At 33.9% G+C, this 21,830-nt stretch carries 18 protein-coding genes and 1 pseudogene; 9 read left to right on the top strand and 10 right to left on the bottom strand.

The annotated features are described in order from the left end of the window. Positions 1–1,164 precede the first annotated feature (1,164 nt). From AC5LXI_RS09520 to hxlB, 6 genes and pseudogenes are all read left to right on the top strand, one after another. Positions 1,165–3,141, top strand: coding sequence for a BglG family transcription antiterminator (locus AC5LXI_RS09520; protein ID WP_493442101.1), 1,977 nt, complete (start codon positions 1,165–1,167; stop codon positions 3,139–3,141). A gap of 43 nt (positions 3,142–3,184) precedes the next feature. Next, positions 3,185–3,712, top strand: a pseudogene (locus AC5LXI_RS09515) (PTS transporter subunit IIC); the annotation flags it as partial. A 14-nt stretch (positions 3,713–3,726) separates the two neighbouring features. Then, on the top strand, positions 3,727–4,011 hold the full coding sequence (locus AC5LXI_RS09510; RefSeq protein ID WP_034901958.1) for a PTS sugar transporter subunit IIB: 285 nt from the start codon (positions 3,727–3,729) through the stop codon (positions 4,009–4,011). Positions 4,012–4,106: 95 nt separating this feature from the next. Next, positions 4,107–4,622, top strand: a complete 516-nt coding sequence (locus AC5LXI_RS09505) for a YjbQ family protein (RefSeq protein WP_493442100.1) — start codon at positions 4,107–4,109, stop codon at positions 4,620–4,622. Positions 4,623–4,637: 15 nt separating this feature from the next. Beyond that, positions 4,638–5,288, top strand: coding sequence for a ribulose-phosphate 3-epimerase (locus tag AC5LXI_RS09500; RefSeq protein WP_493442099.1), 651 nt, complete (start codon positions 4,638–4,640; stop codon positions 5,286–5,288). 10 nt (positions 5,289–5,298) lie between these two features. Beyond that, a complete protein-coding gene (gene hxlB, locus AC5LXI_RS09495) occupies positions 5,299–5,835 on the top strand; it encodes a 6-phospho-3-hexuloisomerase (protein ID WP_493442098.1) in 537 nt (178 codons plus the stop codon). A 269-nt stretch (positions 5,836–6,104) separates the two neighbouring features. Here the strand turns inward: hxlB and mmuM are convergent, their stop codons facing one another. The 5 genes from mmuM to mfd all read right to left on the bottom strand — a co-directional run bounded on the left by mmuM (position 6,105) and on the right by mfd (position 15,007). Next, positions 6,105–7,049 (bottom strand): homocysteine S-methyltransferase, encoded by a 945-nt coding sequence (gene mmuM / locus AC5LXI_RS09490; protein ID WP_493442097.1) that lies wholly within the window; start codon positions 7,047–7,049, stop codon positions 6,105–6,107. Further along, entirely contained in the window at positions 7,049–8,440 is a 1,392-nt protein-coding gene (gene mmuP / locus AC5LXI_RS09485; protein WP_493442096.1) for an S-methylmethionine permease, read from the bottom strand. The genes mmuM and mmuP overlap by 1 nt, the downstream gene beginning before the upstream one ends. Before the next feature lie 67 nt (positions 8,441–8,507). After that, a complete protein-coding gene (locus AC5LXI_RS09480) occupies positions 8,508–9,899 on the bottom strand; it encodes a DUF945 family protein (protein WP_493442095.1) in 1,392 nt (463 codons plus the stop codon). Between the two features lie 97 nt (positions 9,900–9,996). Next, complete coding sequence (locus tag AC5LXI_RS09475) at positions 9,997–11,514, bottom strand: DUF945 family protein (RefSeq protein ID WP_493442094.1); 1,518 nt, start codon at positions 11,512–11,514, stop codon at positions 9,997–9,999. 31 nt (positions 11,515–11,545) lie between these two features. After that, positions 11,546–15,007 (bottom strand): transcription-repair coupling factor, encoded by a 3,462-nt coding sequence (gene mfd / locus AC5LXI_RS09470; RefSeq protein ID WP_493442093.1) that lies wholly within the window; start codon positions 15,005–15,007, stop codon positions 11,546–11,548. Positions 15,008–15,160: 153 nt separating this feature from the next. Between mfd and lolC the strand changes: the two genes are divergently transcribed. From lolC to lolE, 3 genes are read left to right on the top strand one after another with little or no spacing between them, the layout of a single operon-like run. Then, on the top strand, positions 15,161–16,363 hold the full coding sequence (gene lolC, locus AC5LXI_RS09465) for a lipoprotein-releasing ABC transporter permease subunit LolC (protein WP_493444284.1): 1,203 nt from the start codon (positions 15,161–15,163) through the stop codon (positions 16,361–16,363). Then, positions 16,356–17,054 (top strand): lipoprotein-releasing ABC transporter ATP-binding protein LolD, encoded by a 699-nt coding sequence (gene lolD / locus AC5LXI_RS09460; protein WP_493442092.1) that lies wholly within the window; start codon positions 16,356–16,358, stop codon positions 17,052–17,054. Before lolC ends, lolD begins: the two co-directional genes overlap by 8 nt. 20 nt (positions 17,055–17,074) lie before the next feature. Then, positions 17,075–18,313, top strand: a complete 1,239-nt coding sequence (lolE, locus tag AC5LXI_RS09455) for a lipoprotein-releasing ABC transporter permease subunit LolE (protein WP_493442091.1) — start codon at positions 17,075–17,077, stop codon at positions 18,311–18,313. Positions 18,314–18,370: 57 nt separating this feature from the next. Here lolE and AC5LXI_RS09450 read toward each other — a convergent pair whose 3' ends face one another. The 5 genes from AC5LXI_RS09450 to AC5LXI_RS09430 all read right to left on the bottom strand — a co-directional run bounded on the left by AC5LXI_RS09450 (position 18,371) and on the right by AC5LXI_RS09430 (position 21,712). After that, positions 18,371–19,099 (bottom strand): rhomboid family intramembrane serine protease, encoded by a 729-nt coding sequence (locus AC5LXI_RS09450; protein WP_493442090.1) that lies wholly within the window; start codon positions 19,097–19,099, stop codon positions 18,371–18,373. 48 nt (positions 19,100–19,147) lie between these two features. Further along, positions 19,148–19,642, bottom strand: coding sequence for a GNAT family N-acetyltransferase (locus AC5LXI_RS09445; RefSeq protein WP_493442089.1), 495 nt, complete (start codon positions 19,640–19,642; stop codon positions 19,148–19,150). Positions 19,643–19,881: 239 nt separating this feature from the next. Continuing rightward, positions 19,882–20,340: an aldose epimerase family protein gene (locus AC5LXI_RS09440; protein ID WP_493442088.1), complete on the bottom strand. Its 459-nt coding sequence runs from the start codon at positions 20,338–20,340 to the stop codon at positions 19,882–19,884. Further along, the gene (locus tag AC5LXI_RS09435) at positions 20,282–20,599 is read right to left on the bottom strand and encodes an aldose epimerase family protein (RefSeq protein ID WP_493444283.1); all 318 of its coding nucleotides are present in this window, start codon (positions 20,597–20,599) and stop codon (positions 20,282–20,284) included. The genes AC5LXI_RS09440 and AC5LXI_RS09435 overlap by 59 nt, the downstream gene beginning before the upstream one ends. A 219-nt stretch (positions 20,600–20,818) precedes the next feature. Further along, a complete protein-coding gene (locus AC5LXI_RS09430; protein WP_493442087.1) occupies positions 20,819–21,712 on the bottom strand; it encodes a LysR family transcriptional regulator in 894 nt (297 codons plus the stop codon). Between the last annotated feature and the right edge of the window lie 118 nt (positions 21,713–21,830).

The raw sequence follows: 21,830 nt of genomic DNA, 5'->3' as shown, positions 1-21,830 counted from the left end.
GAGTATATCATTGATAAAGATTATTGGACCGATGGCTTTAGTTATGAAAAAGATTTGAAATGATATGTACTAACTTATTAGTTATGGGAACGAAGCAGTTGGTTAAGATTGGCTTTTATACTTTGGATCTGTTTGTATTTTAGGGTTGTAACCAGTGGTACCTAATCGTTTAATAGACTTCCGAGCCTGAGATTAGCCGGTACCTGATTTACGTTTCGACTGTGATTTAGCCTATTCAAATTAACGTTTTTATCCATTTTCACCTTAATGAAAAACGGTTTACTAATAATCAATTATCAATAACCCGATATAGACTCCTCAATTTTTTTATAAAACTAAGCCTCTAAATCAAATCAAAGTATCAATTATTTATAAACGCTTGCAACTAATCAGAAAATTTCATCGTTAAAGACAGATATGATATCACTGTCGGTAATATCACTAACAGCAAAGAGGTGGTGACTGTTTTGAAAATTGAAGATCCGACATCAGCAAACATCGGCCTGATACCGATACTATTTTTTATATTTTGAATTATAACTCTTAAATATATGCAGAAAATAATCATTTTTTCTTCCCTGATATGGTTATCTTTTAAAAGTAATATTTTATTAAAGTGACTAAAAACATTTTTCAATTTTAATAGGTATAATTGAGATGATTTGGTTAAGGAACGTTTATTTCCTCATATAATTCAAAAATGTTAATACAAATTTTCACTAAAAAACTATACACCGAAGTTGATAAATTCAATGTTAGTGTATTCAAGTTTGATTTAGTTTTAGTCGTTATAAAACAGTATCTTATATCTATTAGACGTTTTTTATCAATATAATAAAAATATTCATAAGTAGAATCCATATTAGCCGGGTAGTTTAGGATTGCTATTTGACAAAATTCTGACTGCAAAATTACTCAAAGTGAATTGGTTAGCCTTAGCTAATGCACTGGATAAATTAATACTTTTCTCATGTTTTTTCTACCATTGGTTGTTTAGTTTAAAAACCTATCACTATGTTTTGTTTGATTTCTACCAAGAAAAGGTCACATTTTTTCCAGATTAATCTGGAAAAAAATGTAATCGTCTTATTTATTTAACTATTTATACTTTTAATCATTAAGTTATGAATTTATTGCAACAACAGATCTACAAGGAGTTGAGTAATGGAAAGACAGATCAAATTACTTAAACTGCTTTTTAGCCAATCGGAATTTAAACCAGCTGTTTTTTTTAGTTCAAAATTATCAATTTCAACTAAAACTGTCTATGACGATATTGCAAAATTAAATGAGCAGCTAACTACTGTCCCGAATACGGATATTCAAATTGAAAAGTTACCTCGTAAAGGAGTGATGCTAATAGGTGAAAAAAACGATATTGCACCGATTATTAGCTATTTAGAACAGCAAAATAGTCATAGTTATTTCAATAAAAAATCACGACGGTTAAGTCCTGAATACCGTCGCTTAGATATCATCAAACGCTGTTTGCTTAAAAGCGAAACGTTATCACTTGAACAGTTATCCGATGACTATTTAGTCAGTAAAACATCGTTACACAAAGACATCGAATTTATTAATCGTACTCTTGAACAAGAAAATATCCTATTAAATGTTACTCATAAGGGAATTTATATTGACGGTAATGAAAACCAAATTCAACGCGCGATTAAACACTTTTTATCTTTGTATATCCACAAACAAGATGACCATTATTTAAAGCAATTAATGAAATCTTTTATTGGCGATGACTCATATGAACAAATAACTCAATTATTATTAGACCGATTTGAATCGGTAGTTGCTCAATCTTCTGAACATTATTTATCTTCTTTACTGATTTCTATTGCCATACAACTTAAAAGATTGCGTTTAGGCTTTTCAATTCCTGAAGAAGATGATTTTTTATTTAATCATATCCGATATATGCAATCCTATTTGATTGCCTCGGAATTAGCTAAAACATTAGAAGCCAATTTTCAAGTCGGGTTTTCGACCAATGATATTAAATATCTAAGCAAATTATTTTTTGCTCATCGAATTATTGATGAAAATGCCATTGTTGATGATAGTTTTTATGAGGAAATTATTCGTAGGATCATCAAAAAAATAGGTGATATTGAGAGTGTCGATTTATCGGCTGATAGCAAGTTGTTTCACTCATTATTGTCGCACTTTCCTGCAATGATAACTCGGTTACAAAAGCAGATTCGTATCATTAATCCACTCTTGGATGAAATAAAACAAGAATATTCAAAGTTATTTAGTGTGTTATGGTATGCACTTTCAGACTTAGAACGTAAATTTGATATTCATTTAAATGATCATGAAATCTCATTTTTATTGATTCATTTCCAAATAGCCTTAGATAAAGCCGCTAACGCCAATAACATTGTTATTATTTGCCAATATGGATGTTCATCATCAAATTTAGTCTTAAATAAAGTCCGCAAACTTTTACCATCCAAGGACAATATCGAGGTATATTCTCTTACGAAATTAAACCCGACAATGCTAAATAATGTTGATTTGATTATCACTACCCTAAATATTAACAATATTAATAAACCGATTGTCAAAATATCGTCACTATTAAATAAACAAGATTATCAGAATATTATTCAAGTTTATGCAAACTATGTGCTAAATAAACAATCCGATTTTTCAGATAAAGGTAATTATTACCCATCTACCGCCAAATTTGTCAATGCGGATTTGATTGAATTAAATGTTGATATTCAGCATAAAAGTGACTGCCTTAATTTGCTGATAAGTAAGTTAGAAGATAAAGGCTTAGTGACTAAAAACTATCGTGATTCAGTTTTATATCGAGAAGAAATCGGCGACACTTCAATCGAAAACGGCATTGCTTTACCGCATGGCTCGCCAATGTTTGTCATTAAATCGAGTATCTCAATTATGACCTTAAAACGACCAATAAAATGGGGCATGATTGATGTCAGTATTATTATTATGGTTAGTCTTTCCGAAGATAATATCAATAGCATTAATGACGTTTTTACCGAAATTTATGAAATTGTTTCAAATAAACAAGCAATTTCATCCTTAAAAAATCTTATAAATTTTAAACAACTTAAACAATTTTTGGATAATCAAAGAGGAATCAAGAATGTACTTTGATCAACATTTATGCCTATTTAACATTGAGGCAAAAACCAAAGAAGAGATCTTAACCACAGTTGCTGATGCTGCTCGTGAATTTACCAGTAAAAAACTCAACGGCAAACAAGTTAACATCGGTATGGATGCTGCGTTAACTGTTGGTCATCCTGCGGTAATGGCAACTGCGTTAATTATGGTGCCAGTTTCATTATTATTAGCCTTAATTTTACCGGGTAATAAAGTGCTACCTTTTGGTGATTTAGCTTTCTATGCCTTTGGCATCTGTTTAATGGTACCGTTTTTCAAAGGTAATATTATTCGTTCAATTTTAGGTGGCACCATCTATTTGGTCGTCTGCTTATATATGGCAACATGGCTTGCTCCAGTTATTACTGATGTATTCCATTTGGCTAATTACGATGTGGGTACAGCTGGTATTGTTACTGTGATTTTATGTGGATTATGGCCAGTAACCTTATTCGTACTATTGTTAACCCATCTTGGTTTTATTGGTTTAATTGGTTTAGCGCTAGTTATTCTTTGCTTACTTATCTATATCAACAAAATCAAAAAAATTGAAATGTATTAAAAGGAAATAATCATATGAAGAATTTACTTATCATGTGTGGTGCAGGGCATGCAACTTCAACTATCGCAGTAAGCAAAGTGAATAAATGGCTTAGTGATGAAAAATTAACAGATCAGGTAAAAATCTATCAATCTAAGATTGCTGATGAACTTAATAAGATTGACTCTTATGATGTAGTTGTAAGCACAACTATTGTACCTGATTCAATTAAAGCGAAAGTAATTAATGGATTACCACTACTTACTGGTGTTGGATTAAATGAATTTTTTGCTGAATTGAAAAAGCGTTTAGCTATTTAATCCAAATTAATCTTAAGTATTGATAATGATCGCCTCATTTATTTTGTAAAGCTTAACTACAAATTAGATGGGGCTATAACAAGGAATAAACTATTATGAATATTATTCATCACGCCATTGAAATCAACACGGTTGCAGGTAGGCATTCATACCACGATATTACCGAGCAATTAAAACAGTTCGTAAAGCAATCCAATATCCAAAATGGTCAATTAACTACAGCTACTAGTCATACAACATGTTCGCTTTTTTTTGAAGAATGCATGCACGATACTAATTTTTTTGGTGATGAATTTCTGCAAGTGGATATCAACAATACATTAGAAAAAATTGCTCCACGGATGACCAGCGAAAATCAATATAATTCACCAGGTCCAAAGCATGTTGAATTTGGTTTAAGTCTTAGTGATCCTAATTATCCAGCTGAAAAATGGGTTATGTTCAATACCGATGCTCATATCAAATCATCACTGTTTGGTCATTTTTCAATAGTATTAATTATCAAAGATAGTCAGCCATTATTAGGGCAGTTAGGACGAATTTATTTTGTCGATTGGGATGCACTACGTGAAAGGAAACGTAATGTGAATTTTATGCTGATGGGTCGTTAATAAAAGGAGATAATTATGATACTGTCTCCATCGCTATTTAATTCTGATCTTTATCAGATCAAAGAAACTCTTGTAAATCTGCAAACTTTAGGTATTCGCCAACTACATATTGATGTAATGGATAATCATTATGTACCCAATCTAGGCTTTAATGCTAGCTTTGTTAAAAATCTAAAAGCGCATACTGATTTTATTTTAGATTGCCATCTAATGGTTGAAAGACCCGAATTAGCCATAGTTGATTTTATTGATGCAAAAGCTGATATTATTACCTTTCATTATGAAGCAACGGCGCATCATTCATATATTATTAATAAAATCAAAAATAGTAATATTAAAGTCGGTATAGCCATAAACCCTTGTACTCCAGTTGAAAACCTAAAACTGTTATTACCTCAGGTCGATCAGGTTTTAGTTATGACCGTCAATCCAGGCCAAAAAAATGAAAGTTTTTTACCTTTTACGCTACAAAAAATAGAACAATTAAAAAGTTTAAAGCAAATCGGTAATTACCATTACGATATTCAGGTTGATGGCAATATTAACGATCAAAACATATCTTTATGTGTTACAGCTGGCGCCAACAGTATCGTATCGGGTGGCTTTATCTTTAACAATAATCCGCTCGAAAGCAATATAGAAAGATTAAAAGCGGCAATCAAATAGGGAAATAATAATGGATACTAAAGATGTATTATCAAAAATATTAACTGAAATATCAGCACAAGTAAGCTCTATCAATGAGGAACAACTCAGACAATTTAAAAATGCCATTATTGCTGCACAACATATCTTTCTTGCTGGGACAGGCCGCTCTGGATTAATGATTGGGGCATTTGCTAATCGATTAATGCATTTGGGCTTGAATGTTAGTTTGATAACTGAAATTAGTAAACCAAAAGCAAATGTCGGTGATTTATTAATTTTAGGATCGAGTTCCGGTGAAACCAAAAGCTTAATTGCTTATGCTAATCAAGCAAAAGCACTTGGCGTTAAAATAATATTATTTACTACCAATGGTAACTCTAGCTTAGCTAAGTTAGCGGATAATATTTTGGCAATTCCAATAAAAGTGCTTGAACTAAATCAACCGATGGGCAGTACGTTTGAACAACTATCATTACTCACTTATGACAGCATTATTTACAGTCTAATGACCGAATTGCAACAGACGCCAGAAATAATGAAAAACCGTCATGCTAATATCGAATAGAATACAAACTAAACTTACATCCTTGAGATAAAATTCTACTTATTACAGTAGTTACGATGCTCGATGGGACCGATGAATATTATGTTATTAAATGTGGGTGAAAAAATTTTGAGGAAAGCACTTTTTTGAAGCAAAAAATTTGAGGAGAGGGGTTTTTTAGGTTATAAAATTCCTAATTTTATAAAAAACACCGTTAATCAATCTTAGCGATTTAATTAACGGTGCTGATTTATTTGTCTATGGCTATAAATTTAATCTATCGATTATACTTAATTAGCTGTTTTTAAATAGTGAGCAATTTGTGCAATATCATTTGGAGTCGTTTGACAGCAGCCACCAATCAATTTTGCCCCTAACTTGACCCAAACGGGCAATTGATTATCAAAGGTACAATTATGTTGATGATCTTGGTGCCATTGTTTAGTGGTTGGATCATATTGCTCGCCCGAATTAGGATAAACAATTAAGGGTTTCGCTGTTAGTGCTTGTAATTTGGTTAATGCCAGAGAGACCTTTTCTAAAGCAATGCAATTAATACCGATACTAACTACCTGATCAATCTGATTTAGATAATCAATCACTTCGACAAGTGGAGTTCCATCACTAAGGTGATTGGCATCTTTTAACGTTAACGAAAACCATGCTGTCATTGTGGGATAATGTTGTAGCAATTTAGCTAACGCTGTTATTTCAACAAAATTGGGTAGGGTTTCACAAGCTAAAATATCAACTTTTGCATCTATAAGTGCTTGCATTCTGGCCTGATGAAAATCGATAAATTCATTTTCACTGAGTTGATAATTGCCTGTATATTCTGAACCGTCTGCCAAATAGGCTCCATAAGGCCCCACCGAACCAGCGATAACTAATAACTTATCTGACTTAATTTGATCTAGATATTGTTGTTTGGCTTGTTGAGCTAATGTTACACTTTGTTTAATCAAATTTATTGATTCGGCAAGTGATATATCTTTTTGGGCAAAACCTAATGGTGTCGCTTGATAACTAGCGGTAATAGCACAATCTGCCCCTGCGTTAAAATAATCAAAATGAACTTGTCTAATAAGATCGGGTTGTTCAATTAATACTTTAGCTGACCATAAGCTATCATTAAGATCACAACCACGGCGCTGTAGCTCACTTGCTAAAGCACCGTCAATAATTACGTAGTTATTTTGGTTTAATAACTGCGATATAGGATTTTCTTTTGACATTATCGATTTACTCGTTGTTGATAAGCTCGGGTAATATGATAGGCGATATAGCAAACCACTACAAATGGAATACCACAATAAAGGGCAATCCGTTGTTCAGGATCGAAAGCCAGTCCAATACAAGCAATTAAACATAATATAAACCCTAAAATTGGCACTAATGGATAAAGTGGGGCTTTATATTTTAGTGAGCGTATTTCAGAGGTTGAGAGTTGTTTTCTAAAAAAGTAATGTGAAGCACAAATACTTAACCAAACAGCAACAACGGCAAATCCTGAAATTGCCGTTAAGCCTACAAACACAGTATCTGGCGCAATAACACTGGAAAACAGTGCTAATAAACCACCAATCATACTAACGGCAATAGCGGTAGTTGGAATACCTTTTGGATTTAATTTACCAAAGCATTTTGGCAATGTACCTTGATTAGATAGCGACCATAACATGCGACCAGATGCATATAATCCAGAGTTAGCTGCGGATAAAATGGCAGTTAAGATAACAAAATTCATAATGTCAGCAGCATAAGGTATACCGATACTTTCGAATACTTCGACAAATGGACTTTTAATAACTCCTGCTTGTTCCATTGGTAGTAGGGCAGCTAACACAAAAATGGTACCAACAAAAAAGATAATCAATCGTAGAATAGTGGTTTTAATCGCTAAGGGAATGGTTCTTTCTGGTTGATGGGTTTCGCCAGCGGCTATACCGATAAGTTCTGTTCCTGAAAATGCAAAATTCACTGATACCATGGTCATAACAATCGGAATAATACCATTAGGAAACCAGCCATGTTCAGTAATATTATGCAAAAATGGCGCAGGTAAGTTATTTTTCATTGGAATAAAACCAAAGATAGCCGCACTACCAGCGATGATAAATACAATAATGGTAATCACTTTAATAATGGAAAACCAAAATTCACTTTCAGCAAAAAATTGTGCGGTAATAATATTTAACAAGAAAATGACGAGACAAAAAACTAAGCACCAAATCCAAACTGATACTTGAGGAAACCAGTATTGCATACATAAACCGGCAGCAGTAAAACTTGATCCTAATGCTACAGTCCAGGTTAACCAATAGAGCCAAGCAACCGTATAGCCCGTTGCAGGACTAATAAATTTTGATGCATAAGTATGAAATGCGCCCGTTTCAGGCATCGCGACAGCCAGCTCACCCAGGCAAAGCATAACTAAATAGACAACAATTGCACCAATTAAATAAGCAATAATAGCACCGATAGCACCAGCAGTAGCAATGATATAACCAGTATTAAAAAATAATCCAGTTCCAATAACACCACCTAGTGATAACATGATTAAGTGGCGAGTCTTCATTGATCGTTTAAATTGATTTTCAGGCACAGCAGAAGAGTTAGTGTTCATATAAATATTGACTCATTAAATTGTTTTTAAATGATATTCCGCCTGATGATAGGCGGAATTTTTTAGATTAGAAGTTTAAATTGTTAAGAAATTCTTGTTTGCTAATTTTGTTGCCATTGATAGTTACTTGATCTTTTGATTTTAAGTAATCAAGTTCGCTAAATATGCCAGAGGTATTACCTTTTTTAAAGGTAACTAATGGCGAACGGCTTAGTGCCATTTGTGTAAATAATTGTAAATTATTACTCGCTTTTTGCAGTTGATTATCGGTTATTTGTTCAGACTCATGATGTTCCATTTGCGACGCAAATCTTGCCAGTACAGCAAATGGAGCTTCAAGGTTCATAGAAAATTGGTTAACTTTGTCAATATTTTTATCAAACAATGTCATTTGATTGAGATTGTCTATATCAATTAATGCATTAAAATTAAAATCACCTGAAGCATTGTGCCAATGAACTTTATTGACGTTGATTTTAGTATTAGTGACATTTGGCTGATTAGTTGTATCTAGTAACCAAGAGAATTGGGGAATATTGTCTAAAAATGATTTATCTAATCCTTGAACATTGAGTTCAAAAGAGCCATTCCCCATTTGTTGTTTGCCGAAAGTTAAAGCATCAATTGCTATATCCATATTACCTTCAATGCCTATTGTTTTGTCGGCAAGTTTATAACCCATTACAAAATTTTTAAGCTCAATTGTTGGTGTGTCGATGTCGATACCAGCTTTTAAGTTAACAAATAAATCATCAACACTATTTTGTGCTTCTATAAAGCCATTTTGATAATCAATTTTATTACTATTTTTTAAATTGTTTATTTTAATCTCATTGCCATCGTGTCTCTTATAATTTAAATTATCAATAATAATTGAAAAAGAAGGTATTTCAGAACCTAACTTACCAGACACCTCATAATCGATTCGGCCTAATTCAAGGTTACCTTCAATAAATTGGTAATTAGGCTCTTCATCATTCAAAACAATAGGTTGGGTGGTCATATTAATGGTTAGATTATTAGAATAAGACAGATTGATATGCCCCTTTGCAAATGGTTTGTTACCAGCAAGTTTCCATAAGCTTGGGTTAGATTGTTGTGTACTTTGATACTCGATCCAAGCCATTTGTGGTGAAAAAGTACCTTGTTTTAAGGCTGCTAGTGGGAATGGGCCATGATGAATAATGATATCATCATCGTATAACGTGATAGAAGAGGATGCACTTGCAGATTCAGCGATGATTTTTATATGTGTTTTAGTTGAGAAAATACCTTTTTCATCATTAGAATGAGTGATTTTTATGTCAAATTCATTTTGTAAACTATTAACTTTTTTAGTTAAGTTTTTTAATGAGTTATCTAACTCATCTTCAATTACATTGCCAGTATACCAAGCTATACCAACATAACTAATACCTAATATTGCAATAACGCCAATTGCCAGTGTACTTTTCTTCATGTTTACTCTCTTACCTTCTATTTTCTTTAAATTATTTATAAAATATATTTCATTAAAATATGATTTAGTTATTTAGTTAAATTATGACTAAGCTAGTTTAAAATAGACTAAGCATATCATCTTTGTTAAAAATATCACCATTAACGTTAGCTTGGCCACTGTTGTTAGGGATATCAATATTAGTAAATATTCCTTGTTCCTCACCTTTATTATATTTGAATAGTGGTGAATTATTTAATATCTGTTGGTATAGATTTTTAACGATTTGTTTCGATTCGTTAAGCTTTTGTTCAGTTAGTTCATTATTTTCTGGATGATGAAATTGAGCATAGCTACGGGCTAAGACTTTAAGTGGGGCATCAATATTTAATTTAAAACTATTGATTCTATTTAAATTGTCATCGTCTAACATGGTGTTATCAAAATTGTTGATAGTCGTTATGCCACTAATATTGATATCACCATCAAGATTGTGCCAATTTAGTTGTTTAAGTTCAATTTTACTGTGAATAGGTTGATTATCTGTAGCATCTCCATTTATGAATCCATCACCAAACAGTGCTTTATCTATACCTTGATAATCTATATCTATATTTGCATTACCTAAGTTCTGTTGTCCATATAAGATTGAGTCAACACTGCAAGTGAACGAGCCATTCAGAACGCGAGTATCACTTAAATCGATTTTTTGCTTAATAGATAGTTTGTCTAATTTAGTAGAGGGTAGTTGTTCATCTGATTCAGCCATTAAGCTGAATTTATCAAGATTAGTATTTAAAGTTATATTTTGATTAACGTAATCAATAATCCCATTTGCTTTTAAATTTTCAATTAAAAAGGTATTGTTATCAGGTTTGTCATAGTCATATTCATAATTGAAGTAAATATCTTTTAAATTTGTTTTTAAAGAATCTAAATTCAAATTATAACGAATCATATTTGACTGTTTTTCGCCATCAAGATCAATGTGAAGCTTATCTAATGTAATATATTGAACTGATTTTTTAGTATGAAATCTATCTAAATTTAGTGTTATCGAAGGGATAGCCGAATCAATATTACTAATAAATGTGAAGTTACCATTGCCTAATTCGGATTCGAATTTAATATGATTATCTGTTTCTCTATGATGAATTATTTTCCTGCTGAAAAGTTTTATAATTATATTATTACTATAATCTAAACTAATATAACCAGTAATAAAGGGGCGATTACCATTAGTCTTCCATAATAATGGATTAGATTCTTCGCTAGTTTCATATTCCACCCAAGCCATTTGCGGTGAAAATATGCCTTGTTTTAAGGCTGCGATTGGTAATGGACCATGATGGATTGTGAAATCTTTATCAGCTAGCGTTAAAACATCAGCAAAACTGCCATCTTTGGAAGATAGGGTCATATTAATATGAGTTTTGGTTGAAAATAGCTGTTTTTCATCATTAGAATGGCTGATGTTGATTTTAAACACATTTTGACTATTGTTAAATTGCTCAGCAACTTGCATTAATGATTTATCAATATTGCTTTCAATTAGGTTTCCTGTATGCCAGGCAATACCGACATAACTTAAACCTAATATAGCGATAACGCCAACAGCCAGTGTCGTCTTTTTCATTTTTACTCTTTATATTCTGTTATATTTTTAGCTATTTTTCTTGATGCTCGGCAAAATCAGCTAATAAATTTTTAATATAATCAATGCGATCAACTCGCTGTAAATCAGATTTAAGCAATTTTAATCGATTTGTTCCTTCTAGGCGATAATTTTTTGGCGATTTTTGAATCGTTTCGATTAAATAATCTATCGCAATTTTGTTGTTAGAGCCAAATTCTATAAAGCCGCCTTTTTCACCATATTCGATTTTTGTAATGCCCAATTTACTTGCTTGATAGCGGATTTTAGTCGTTTCTAATAAAAATAGCACTGGATCGGGTAATTGACCAAAACGATCACGCATTTCAACTTGTATATCGGTAAGTTCATCTAGGTTTTCAATACTCGCAATTCGTTTATATAGTGATAATCGGGTATTAACATCAGGAATAAAATCATCTGGAATCAGTGTTGGTAACCGTAATTCAACTTCAGTTTGTTGATTATTAAGTAGTGATTCGAGGGTAGGCTCTTTGCCTTCTTTAAGTGATTTAACCGCATCATCAAGTAATTCAATGTATAAATTAAAACCTATTGTTTCAATTTGACCACTTTGATCACTACCAAGTAACTCACCGGCACCTCGTATTTCAAGATCATGGGTGGCTAAGGCAAATCCAGCACCTAAATCTTCTAAAGTAGCAATAGCGTCAAGACGTTTTTTAGCATCTTTAGTTAATAATTTTGGATGTGGTGTCAATAAATAAGCATAGGCTTGATGATACGAACGCCCAACTCGACCTCGCAATTGATGTAATTGTGCAAGACCAAATTTATCAGCACGATCGATAATAATCGTATTGGCATTAGGAATATCGATTCCTGTTTCGACAATAGTTGTACATACTAATAAATTGAATCGTTGGTGATGAAAATCATTCATAACTCGCTCAAGATCACGTTCATGCATCTGACCATGGCCTATAGCAACACGAGCTTCAGGTACCAATTCCGTTAGTTTTTCTGCCACTTTTTCAATGTCCGACACATCATTGTGTAGATAATAAATCTGACCACCACGGAGAATTTCCCGTAGAATGGCTTCACGAATGACTAAATCATCAGATTCTCGAACAAAGGTTTTTACAGCTAATCGACGTGCAGGTGGTGTGGCAATAATTGATAAATCACGCATACCACTCATTGCCATATTTAGGGTACGCGGAATAGGGGTGGCGGTCAAAGTGAGTATATCGATATTGGCGCGCATTGCTTTGATTCGTTCTTTTTGACGAACACCAAAGCGATGTTCTTCATCAACAATTAATAAGCCTAAATCTTGCCATTTTACATCTTCTTGTAATAATTTATGGGTACCGATGACAATATCGATTTTACCTTCAGCAAGTTCTTGAATAATGGCTTGCTGCTGTTTAGCGGTTTTAAATCGAGACAAACTTTCGATACGGATTGGCCAATTGGCAAATCTATCACAAAAACTCTCATAATGTTGCTGAGCCAGTAATGTGGTCGGAACTAATACGGCGGTCTGTTTATGGTTAATCACAGCTAAAAATGCGGCACGAATAGCCACTTCGGTTTTACCAAAACCAACATCACCACAGACTAATCGATCCATTGCGTAAGGTGAACACATATCACCAATAACTGCACCAATGGCATTTTGTTGGTCGTCAGTTTCTTGATACGGGAAAGCTTGGCAAAACAGTTCATATTGTTCACGATCTTGTTTAAATTCAAAGCCGGGTTTACTTTCTCGTTCAGCATAAATATCAAGTAATTCAGCGGCAACATCTCGTACTTTTTCGGCTGCCTTTTGTCTTGCCTTACTCCAGGTATCCGTACCCAACTTGTTCAGTGGGGCATTATCTTCATCACCGCCAGAATAACGGCTAATTAAATTTAGTGATGAAACCGGTACATAGAGTTTAGTTTCATTCGCATAGAGCAAGATAAGATATTCGGCTGTTATACCACCGGTTTCTAATGTCGTTAAACCTGCATAACGACCAACACCATGCTCTAAATGTACCACTGGTTTGCCAGGTGTTAATTCGGCTAAGCTACGAATTAAACTATCGGTATTGATTGCCTGTTTGCTCTCTTTTTTTCGACGAATAACCCGACGACCTAATAGTTCGTTTTCAGTGATAAAGGCGAAATTTTGTTGCTGATCGATAAAACCTTGTTCGCTGGCACCGATCATTAAAAAGTAGCGATTTTCGATATTGGCTAATTGATCAAGTTGCGAGATGGATGTCGGATGTATTCGCATTCGGCCTAAGATCTCTTGTAAGGCATCTTTACGGCCTTCCGATTCAACAGAAAAGATAATTTTGCCTTGGAAATCTTGGGTAAATTGCTGAAAATGTAAATAAGGTTGTTTTTGCTGAATTTGGATCGCAATCTCTGGCAATAAACTAAAAGGTAAATTAACACTTTTGTTCGAATCACTAATTTCAGTATGTGATATTGTGATTCGAGGGTATTGTTTAAAATGGGCAAAGATCTCATCGGTTTTTGACCAGATTACCGCTGGCGTTAACAATGGTCGCATCGGATCGACTTTGCGACTCTCATAACGTTGCGTGATATCTTGCCAATATTTATTAGCAAATTGTTCAATATTTGCTGTGTTAATGATCAACGTATTCGGTAAAAAGTAAGAAAATAGTGGCGTGAGTGGTTCGTTAAAAAATAGTGCCTGCCAATATTCGATACCTGTAGGTAAAATATTTTTACTGACTTGTTGATAGATACTTTCAGGATCAAGTCTTACCTCAAATTGTTCTCGCCATTGACTACGAAACAGTTCGATGGATGCTTTATCAAATGGAAACTCATGGGCTGGAAGAAGTTGAATTTCATTAATTTCATCGAGTGTTCGCTGGCTTTCAACATCAAAAGTGCGAATACTATCTATTTCGTCATCAAAAAAGTCGATACGATATGGTTTTTCACTGCCCATTGGAAAGATATCAAATAGTGCACCTCGAGTTGCATATTCGCCATGTTCCATGACTTGACTTACTGAACGATAACCGGCATTTTCAAGTTGTAACCGCAGATTCTCACGACTTATGGCTAAGCCGTTCTTCATCATAAATACATGCCCACCTAAGTAGTTTTGTGGACACACTTTTTGCATAAGAGTATTAATTGGAAGGATTAAGGCACCCTTAGTCAAATGACCTAGCTGATAAAGACATGATAGCCGCTCGGAAACAATATCTTGATGCGGTGAAAAACTATCATAAGGTAGTGTTTCCCAATCGGGGAAAAAAATCGATGGGAAAGTTGAAAATTGTTTCAACTCTTCATGAAGACGAGTTGTTTGTTGCATGTCATCGGTAACAATCACCACTAAACCATCGTGCGCAGCAATAGCCTGTGCACAAAATTGGGATAGGGAAGAACCAACAAGTTGACCGACTTGTTTTACTTCACCTGATTTTTTAGGAATGATGTTAGAAATATTGTATTTTTTTGACATGTTAGAATAATAGATAATTGCGACAAAGTTAGCCTAAGATTATAACGTAATTATATGGTTGTTTTCTATAACTGTTTAATCCTGTATGATAAGCAGCTAAAATTTAAAAACTTGATTGTAAACTTCAGGTACTTTATTACTATTATGTCAAAGATATTTCGTCCATTAGTGTTTTATATAGGGTTACGTTATGTATACGGGCAAAAAAACGATGGTTTTGGTCGCTTTGTTTCGTGGCTATCTATGATTGGTATCATGCTTGGTTCCATCGGTTTAATTGTGGTGTTATCGGTAATGAATGGGCTGGAAGATCAGATGCAAAATAGTATCTTAAAGTTTTTTCCACAAGCTCAAATTACTTCGAAAATAGGTAAAATTGATTCTACTATTATTACTTCTTCACAATTTGAAAATATCCAAGGTGTAGAGCGTATTACTCCGATTATTACTGGTGATGTGGTTTTACAAAGCCAACAAAGTATAACTGTTAGTACCTTAATGGGGATCACTGCTGAAGATCACGATCCGATTGAAGATTATGTTTATACGGGTTCCATCAATAACTTACAAGCGGGCAGCTATAATGTAATTTTAGGGCAAACGTTAGCCGATCAGCTTGGCGTGATAGTTGGCGATAAGATTCGTTTGATGGTGACCGATGCCAGTCAGATAACCCCAGTAGGGCGTATTCCTTCGCAACGTTTGTTTACTGTGAGCGGATTGTTTTCAGTTAATCATGATATCAATCAAGCGTTAATTTATATCAATCAAATCGATGCTAAAAATTTATTACGTTATCCAGTAAATAATATTAGTGGCTGGCGATTGTTTTTAGCCCATCCGCTTGAAATATCATCAGTAACAAAAAAACCTTTACCTGATGGATTAGTATTTACCGATTGGCGCGCCAAACGAGGAGAGCTGTTCCAAGCTATTAAGATGGAAAAAAATGTCATGGGATTATTGATTAGTTTAATCGTGATTGTTGCTGCTTTTAATATTATTACTTCACTTAGCTTATTAGTCATGGAAAAACAAGGCGAGGTAGCCATTTTAAAAACGCAAGGCTTGTCGCGTTTTAAGATTATGCTAATTTTTATTATTCAAGGTGCTAGTTCTGGTGTTATTGGTACTTTATTAGGTAGCGCCATTGGCTTGTTACTTGCCACATATTTAAACGAATTGATGTCGGTACTAGGTCTATCCTTTGCGGGCATTGAATTACCTAGTTTGGTTGAGACTTCACAAATTGTATTTATTATTTTCGGATTACTTATGTTATCGCTAATTTCAACTATTTATCCTGCATATCGTGCAGCCAATATCCAACCAGCCGAGGCTTTACGTTATGAATAATTCACAGCCACTTCTTTCAGCTAAAAATCTTTATAAAACCTATAAAGAAGGCAAAATGGTGACCGAGGTATTAAAAGACGTGTCGTTTGATATCTATCCAAAATCACTGCTTGCAATTATCGGTAGTTCAGGCTCTGGTAAAAGTACTTTATTACACCTGCTAGGTGGTTTAGATAAACCGACTTCAGGCGAAATCATGTTCAAATCTCAACAACTTAATCGCTTATCTGAGCAAGAAAAAGCACGTTTACGTAATCAAGAAATAGGTTTTGTTTATCAATTTCACCATTTATTACCTGATTTTACTGCCCTTGAAAATATAGCGATGCCTTTGTTAATTGGTGGCGTTTCATCAAGTGATGCCAAAAAACGTGCAATGGAAATGTTAGAGTCGGTGAATCTGGTTAAACGCGCCAATCATCGTCCTGCTGAATTATCAGGTGGTGAACGTCAACGTGTCGCCATTGGTCGAGCTTTGATTAATAATCCTGCTTTAGTAATGGCTGATGAACCTACGGGTAACTTAGATAAATCAACAGCCGATTCAATTTTTGATTTATTATTAAAACTCAATCGTGAGCACGGTACGGCATTTTTAGTAGTAACACATGATCTTGCTTTAGCAAAAAAACTCGATAAACAATTGATTATGAGTGATGGTAAGTTATCTCATAATAATTCGGTGAATTGAAGGTAAATGGATAATTAACTATGAGTTTATCATTAATCACAGCCATAAAGTTCCGTAAAGGGCGCCGTAAAAGCGGTATGGTTTCGTTGATATCAATCATTTCAACTCTGAGTATCGCTATTGGTATTGCTGCACTAATTATTGGCTTAAGTGCTATGAATGGTTTTGAGCGAGAATTAAATGGTCGTGTCTTATCGGTGGTGCCACATGGTCAAATTTATTCTCACATGGGCAATTTGGATAATTGGCAGCATGTTCAAACTGAATTACAAGAGAATGAACGTATTTTGTCAGCTATACCTTTTGTTAGTTTTACAGGATTGATTGAAAACGGCAGTAAACTTGGTGCAGTTGAAGTGCAAGGGCTTGATCCTGAGCAAGAAAAGAAGATCAGTGCACTACCTAATTATGTACTTAATAATAGATGGCAAGATTTTAAAGCTGATAGTCAGCAGATCATTTTAGGAGCAGGATTAGCTAAATCGTTAGCCGTTAATGAAGGGCAGTGGGTTACCTTACTTATTCCTGTATCAAACAATCCAGAGCAACTTAAGCCTCCTCGTCGTGTTCGTTTGCAAGTACACGGTATTTTAGATTTAAGTGGTTCGTTAAGTAACAATGTTGCGTTAATACCATTAGCAGATTCACAAAAACTACTAAACATTGGTGACAGCGTCACAGGGCTAATGATTAATGTGGATAACGTCTATCAAGCAAGTAACATTATCGCTCAGGCCACGTTAACTCTGGAAGAAAATCTCAATTTCAACAGTTGGGAACATACCTTTGGCTTCATGTATCGTGATATTCAAATGATTAGACAAATTATGTATTTAGCGATGATTGTGGTTATTGGTGTGGCTTGTTTTAATATTGTGTCGACGCTGGTTATTGCGGTAAAAGATAAACAACGTGATATTGCTATTCTAAAAACACTCGGGGCGACTAATCGTCTAATAAAACGCATTTTTATTTGGTATGGTGTGCTTTCTGGATTAATTGGTAGTGTGATTGGTGTATTGCTTGGATCCATTTTGGCATGGCAACTTTCTAATATTATGGCAGCGGTCGAATCAATGATGGGGCATAAATTTTTAAATAGCAATATCTATTTTGTTGATTTTTTACCATCAGAAATTCATCTTTTGGATGTCATCATGGTATTTATTACGGCCATGCTGCTAAGTTTGATTGCCAGTTATTATCCAGCACAAAGAGCTTGTAAAATCGATCCGGCCAGAGTGTTAAGTAGTTATTAATTTACAATTAAACAGAATATAAACAAGGCGCAATATTTGATTTGCGCCTTATTTTTATTAATAATATTGATAGCCACTTATCAATTGATAATGCTGATATTCCCAATATAAAAGTAAAGATGAAACTATTAATATCGTGATAATTAATATTGTGCAGATCTGTTTTTGATTGCGGAATATTTCTAAACAAAAGCTAATTAATCCGCCTAAAATAAGCCCTGTGATTGCTCCACCAATATGCGCCATATTATCAATAGAAGGTAGCAACCCTAAACCAAAGGTCAGTAATAAACTGACTACGATTGATTTGATAGGCATCTCTTGTAAGTCAGTATGATTAATTAAGCTATAAGCAAGTAATGCGGTAATAATCCCTAAAATTGCACCTGATGCGCCACAACTAATGACATTATAATTAATAGTGGCAACATCACTGGCTAAACTACCAAATAATCCTGATAATAGATAAATGCCAATAAATGCTAATGGTGGTAGCAAGCGTTCTAGAATAGTGCCAATACTCCATAATGCTAACATATTCATGGCAAGATGGGTTAAGCTAACATGCATGAAAATACTAGTAAATAAGCGCCAATATTGCCCAGAAAAAGTTAATTGAGCAACATCAGCACCCCAATCAATCAGGAATCTATTTTGACTGAATGTTGAGAATCCCTGCTCATCAAGTAGTCGAGAAATAAAAAAACAGGCAATATTAATCAATATCAAAATACTGGTAATTTTTGCTTGATTATAGATCGACTGAACATTTTTTAGGATAGACATATATTATGGTTTCCTTTTGAAAAACTGACATTAAATTAGATGATTAGTTTAATCAAATCGCTTACCTAAAATAATCAAGTCACGTTTAACACCATCAAGTTCAGCAATTTTAGGCAGTAATGCCCATTGTTGATAATGCATTTTTTCGAATAGCTTAATGCTTGGAATATTATGGCCAAAAACATAGCTCAATATAGCATCAATACCCGCTTGTTTGGCAAATGACTCAATTTCTCGCACGGCAGTTTGGCCGATTTTTTTGCCTCTAAAATCTTGATGAAGGTACAGACTTATCTCAACTGTTTTATCGTAAGCTGGACGACCATAAAAAGATGACAAACTAACCCAGCCACAAGGTTGATTTTGATATTTGATTAACCAAAGCGGACGCTTCTGCGGATTATGCTGTTCAAACCATGCAAAACGGCTTTCAACCGACACCGGCTGCAAGTCTGCCGTTACCTGACGACTGGCAATAGTCGAATTATAAACCTCCACGATAAAAGGTAAATCATCTAAGGTCGCATCTGTATAGGTAATCATAACGATAAAAAAAAGTGGTTAATAGGCTTTCATTGTAATGATTTTACCACTGGCAAGCAATATTTGTTAAAGGCGATTTGATAACCTAAAAGCACATAATCACTGCAATAATTGTTTCCCAAAAAACATTCCTTAATATTTTTTGTTCAATCATTTAAATAAATAATCTGCCTAAAAAAGTAAGGAACGAAGTTTTTGGCGGGAACTAACTTTTTATGATTTAAGTTCTATTTAAATAATCAATTTATTTCATCAAGTTGCATTTGCATCTCACCCGTTAGGGTTTGATTACTTGCTAGCACTTGGATTCCTTTATGCAATGGTGTATTACTGTTGATGGCGTTATTAATATGGCTCACCGGTTCAACAGCAAAAAAGGTATTCATTGGTGCAGAAGGGGTCATGACAACTAAGTAGGCTAATGGTGTTGTAGCAGTTAATGTTAACGATAATTTTTTAGTCGGCCATTGTATTATTGCTTTTCTGTTCCAATTAACGAAGCAATTATCCAGATTTGGATCACCTAATTGTTTCAGTTTATGGTAATTCCAATCATCAGGTATATCGATGATATTTTCTGGTAACATATTATCATTATTGATAACCACTTGTTCTGCATCAAATTGCAATAATACATCATTATGTCGAGGAAAAAAATGGATGCCAACCAAATCCCACTGGTATATCACTACTGTCATTGTTGGTTATATCCATCTTGACTAGTAAGCTATTTTCAAAAATCTCTACTGTTTGCATAACTGAAAGTGAAAATGGCCAACCTTTAATCCCGTCAATATCGGGGCGATGTTGATAACCTAAAATAATTTTATCTTGCAAATGTTCAATGAGTTCCCAAGGTTTTTGCCATGCTATGCCATGAATTGTGTGAGGATGATCAGCAAAATTTTTCGCCAGTTGATAGGATCTACCCGCAAACGAAAATTGACCATTGGCAATTCGATTTGAAAACGGAACAAGGGGATAGTTACAGCCGAAAAGTAATATTTTTTATGATGAATGATATTTAAGTAAAAGCAGGATGATCTTTTATACCACGCCTGCTTTTAATTTGAATTTTCCCCGAAAATGGAAGAAAGCGGTTTTGCCGATTTGATTTTAATTTTTTATACTTTTATTTTTTATGTTTCTGTTTTTTATGCTTCTGTTCTTTATGTTTTAGTTTTGATGGAAATAATTAATTATTGCCTGGTTAATCGCCGTCATTTTTAAGTTTTTACGCCATATAAGATAGATATTTATTTTTAATTTTTTATCTTGATTACTAATCAATTTTTTATAGGTCACGCCATCGACTTTTGCTTGTGCCATAGATTGTGGTAAAAGCATCATTGCATTCCCTAATGCAACTTCGAGTAGCATCGATAAATTATCCGCGAGTTCAGTACGACGTTGTAATGGATGGTTTAAGCTATTAAAAACCTGTTCACATTGGTCGTAAAAAAGTGGATTTGAGTGTTGTTTAAACCAAAATAGTGGTAAATCAAGTACATCATTTAGGTTTACTTTGTCTTGTTTGCTGCATGGATGATTAACGGGTAAAACCAAGGTTAATGGTTCTTGGTAGATTAGCAGTGAGTTTTCGGTAAAATCTCTAGCGTCGGAAACAATTGCAAAATCGATATTGCCTTTTTGTAATTCAAGCTGCAACTCTTTAGATGTGTAGTTGTGTTTATATACTTCAGTTTCATCACCAAACTCAGTTAAAAACGTTTTAAAATAAGGAATATAATCAAAACTTAAGGTTTTAGTTGTGCCTATAAGCACCTTTTCATCATTGTTGGTTGATTTAACTATAGAACAAAGATCATTTAATAATTGTTTTGCTTTTAGTTTAAACATTTCACCTTCGTTGGTTAATACAATGTTATGCGTATTTCTTAAAAATAGTGAGCTTTGCAGGGTTTCTTCCAAATTTTTAATTTGTGTTGAAAGAGGAGGTTGGCTAATACCAAGTTTTTTAGCTGCACCAGTAAAACTGAGCTCGTCACAAACTGCAACAAAATATTGTAATTGCTTAATTGTTGGTAATCTTTTGCTATAGATACCCATAATTTTTAATGTTCCTAATCGCCTTTTGGACAGAGGTCTAGCCGCTTTGTAATTTATAAACCACAATGATTATTAGGATATTATGAATGAGATTGTTATTTTTTGCATTGGTTTATCA

This window comes from Gilliamella sp. LMG 34361 (assembly GCF_984569075.1).
Note: the sequence above shows the minus strand (reverse complement) of the source record. Positions and strands in the feature narration are given on the sequence as shown.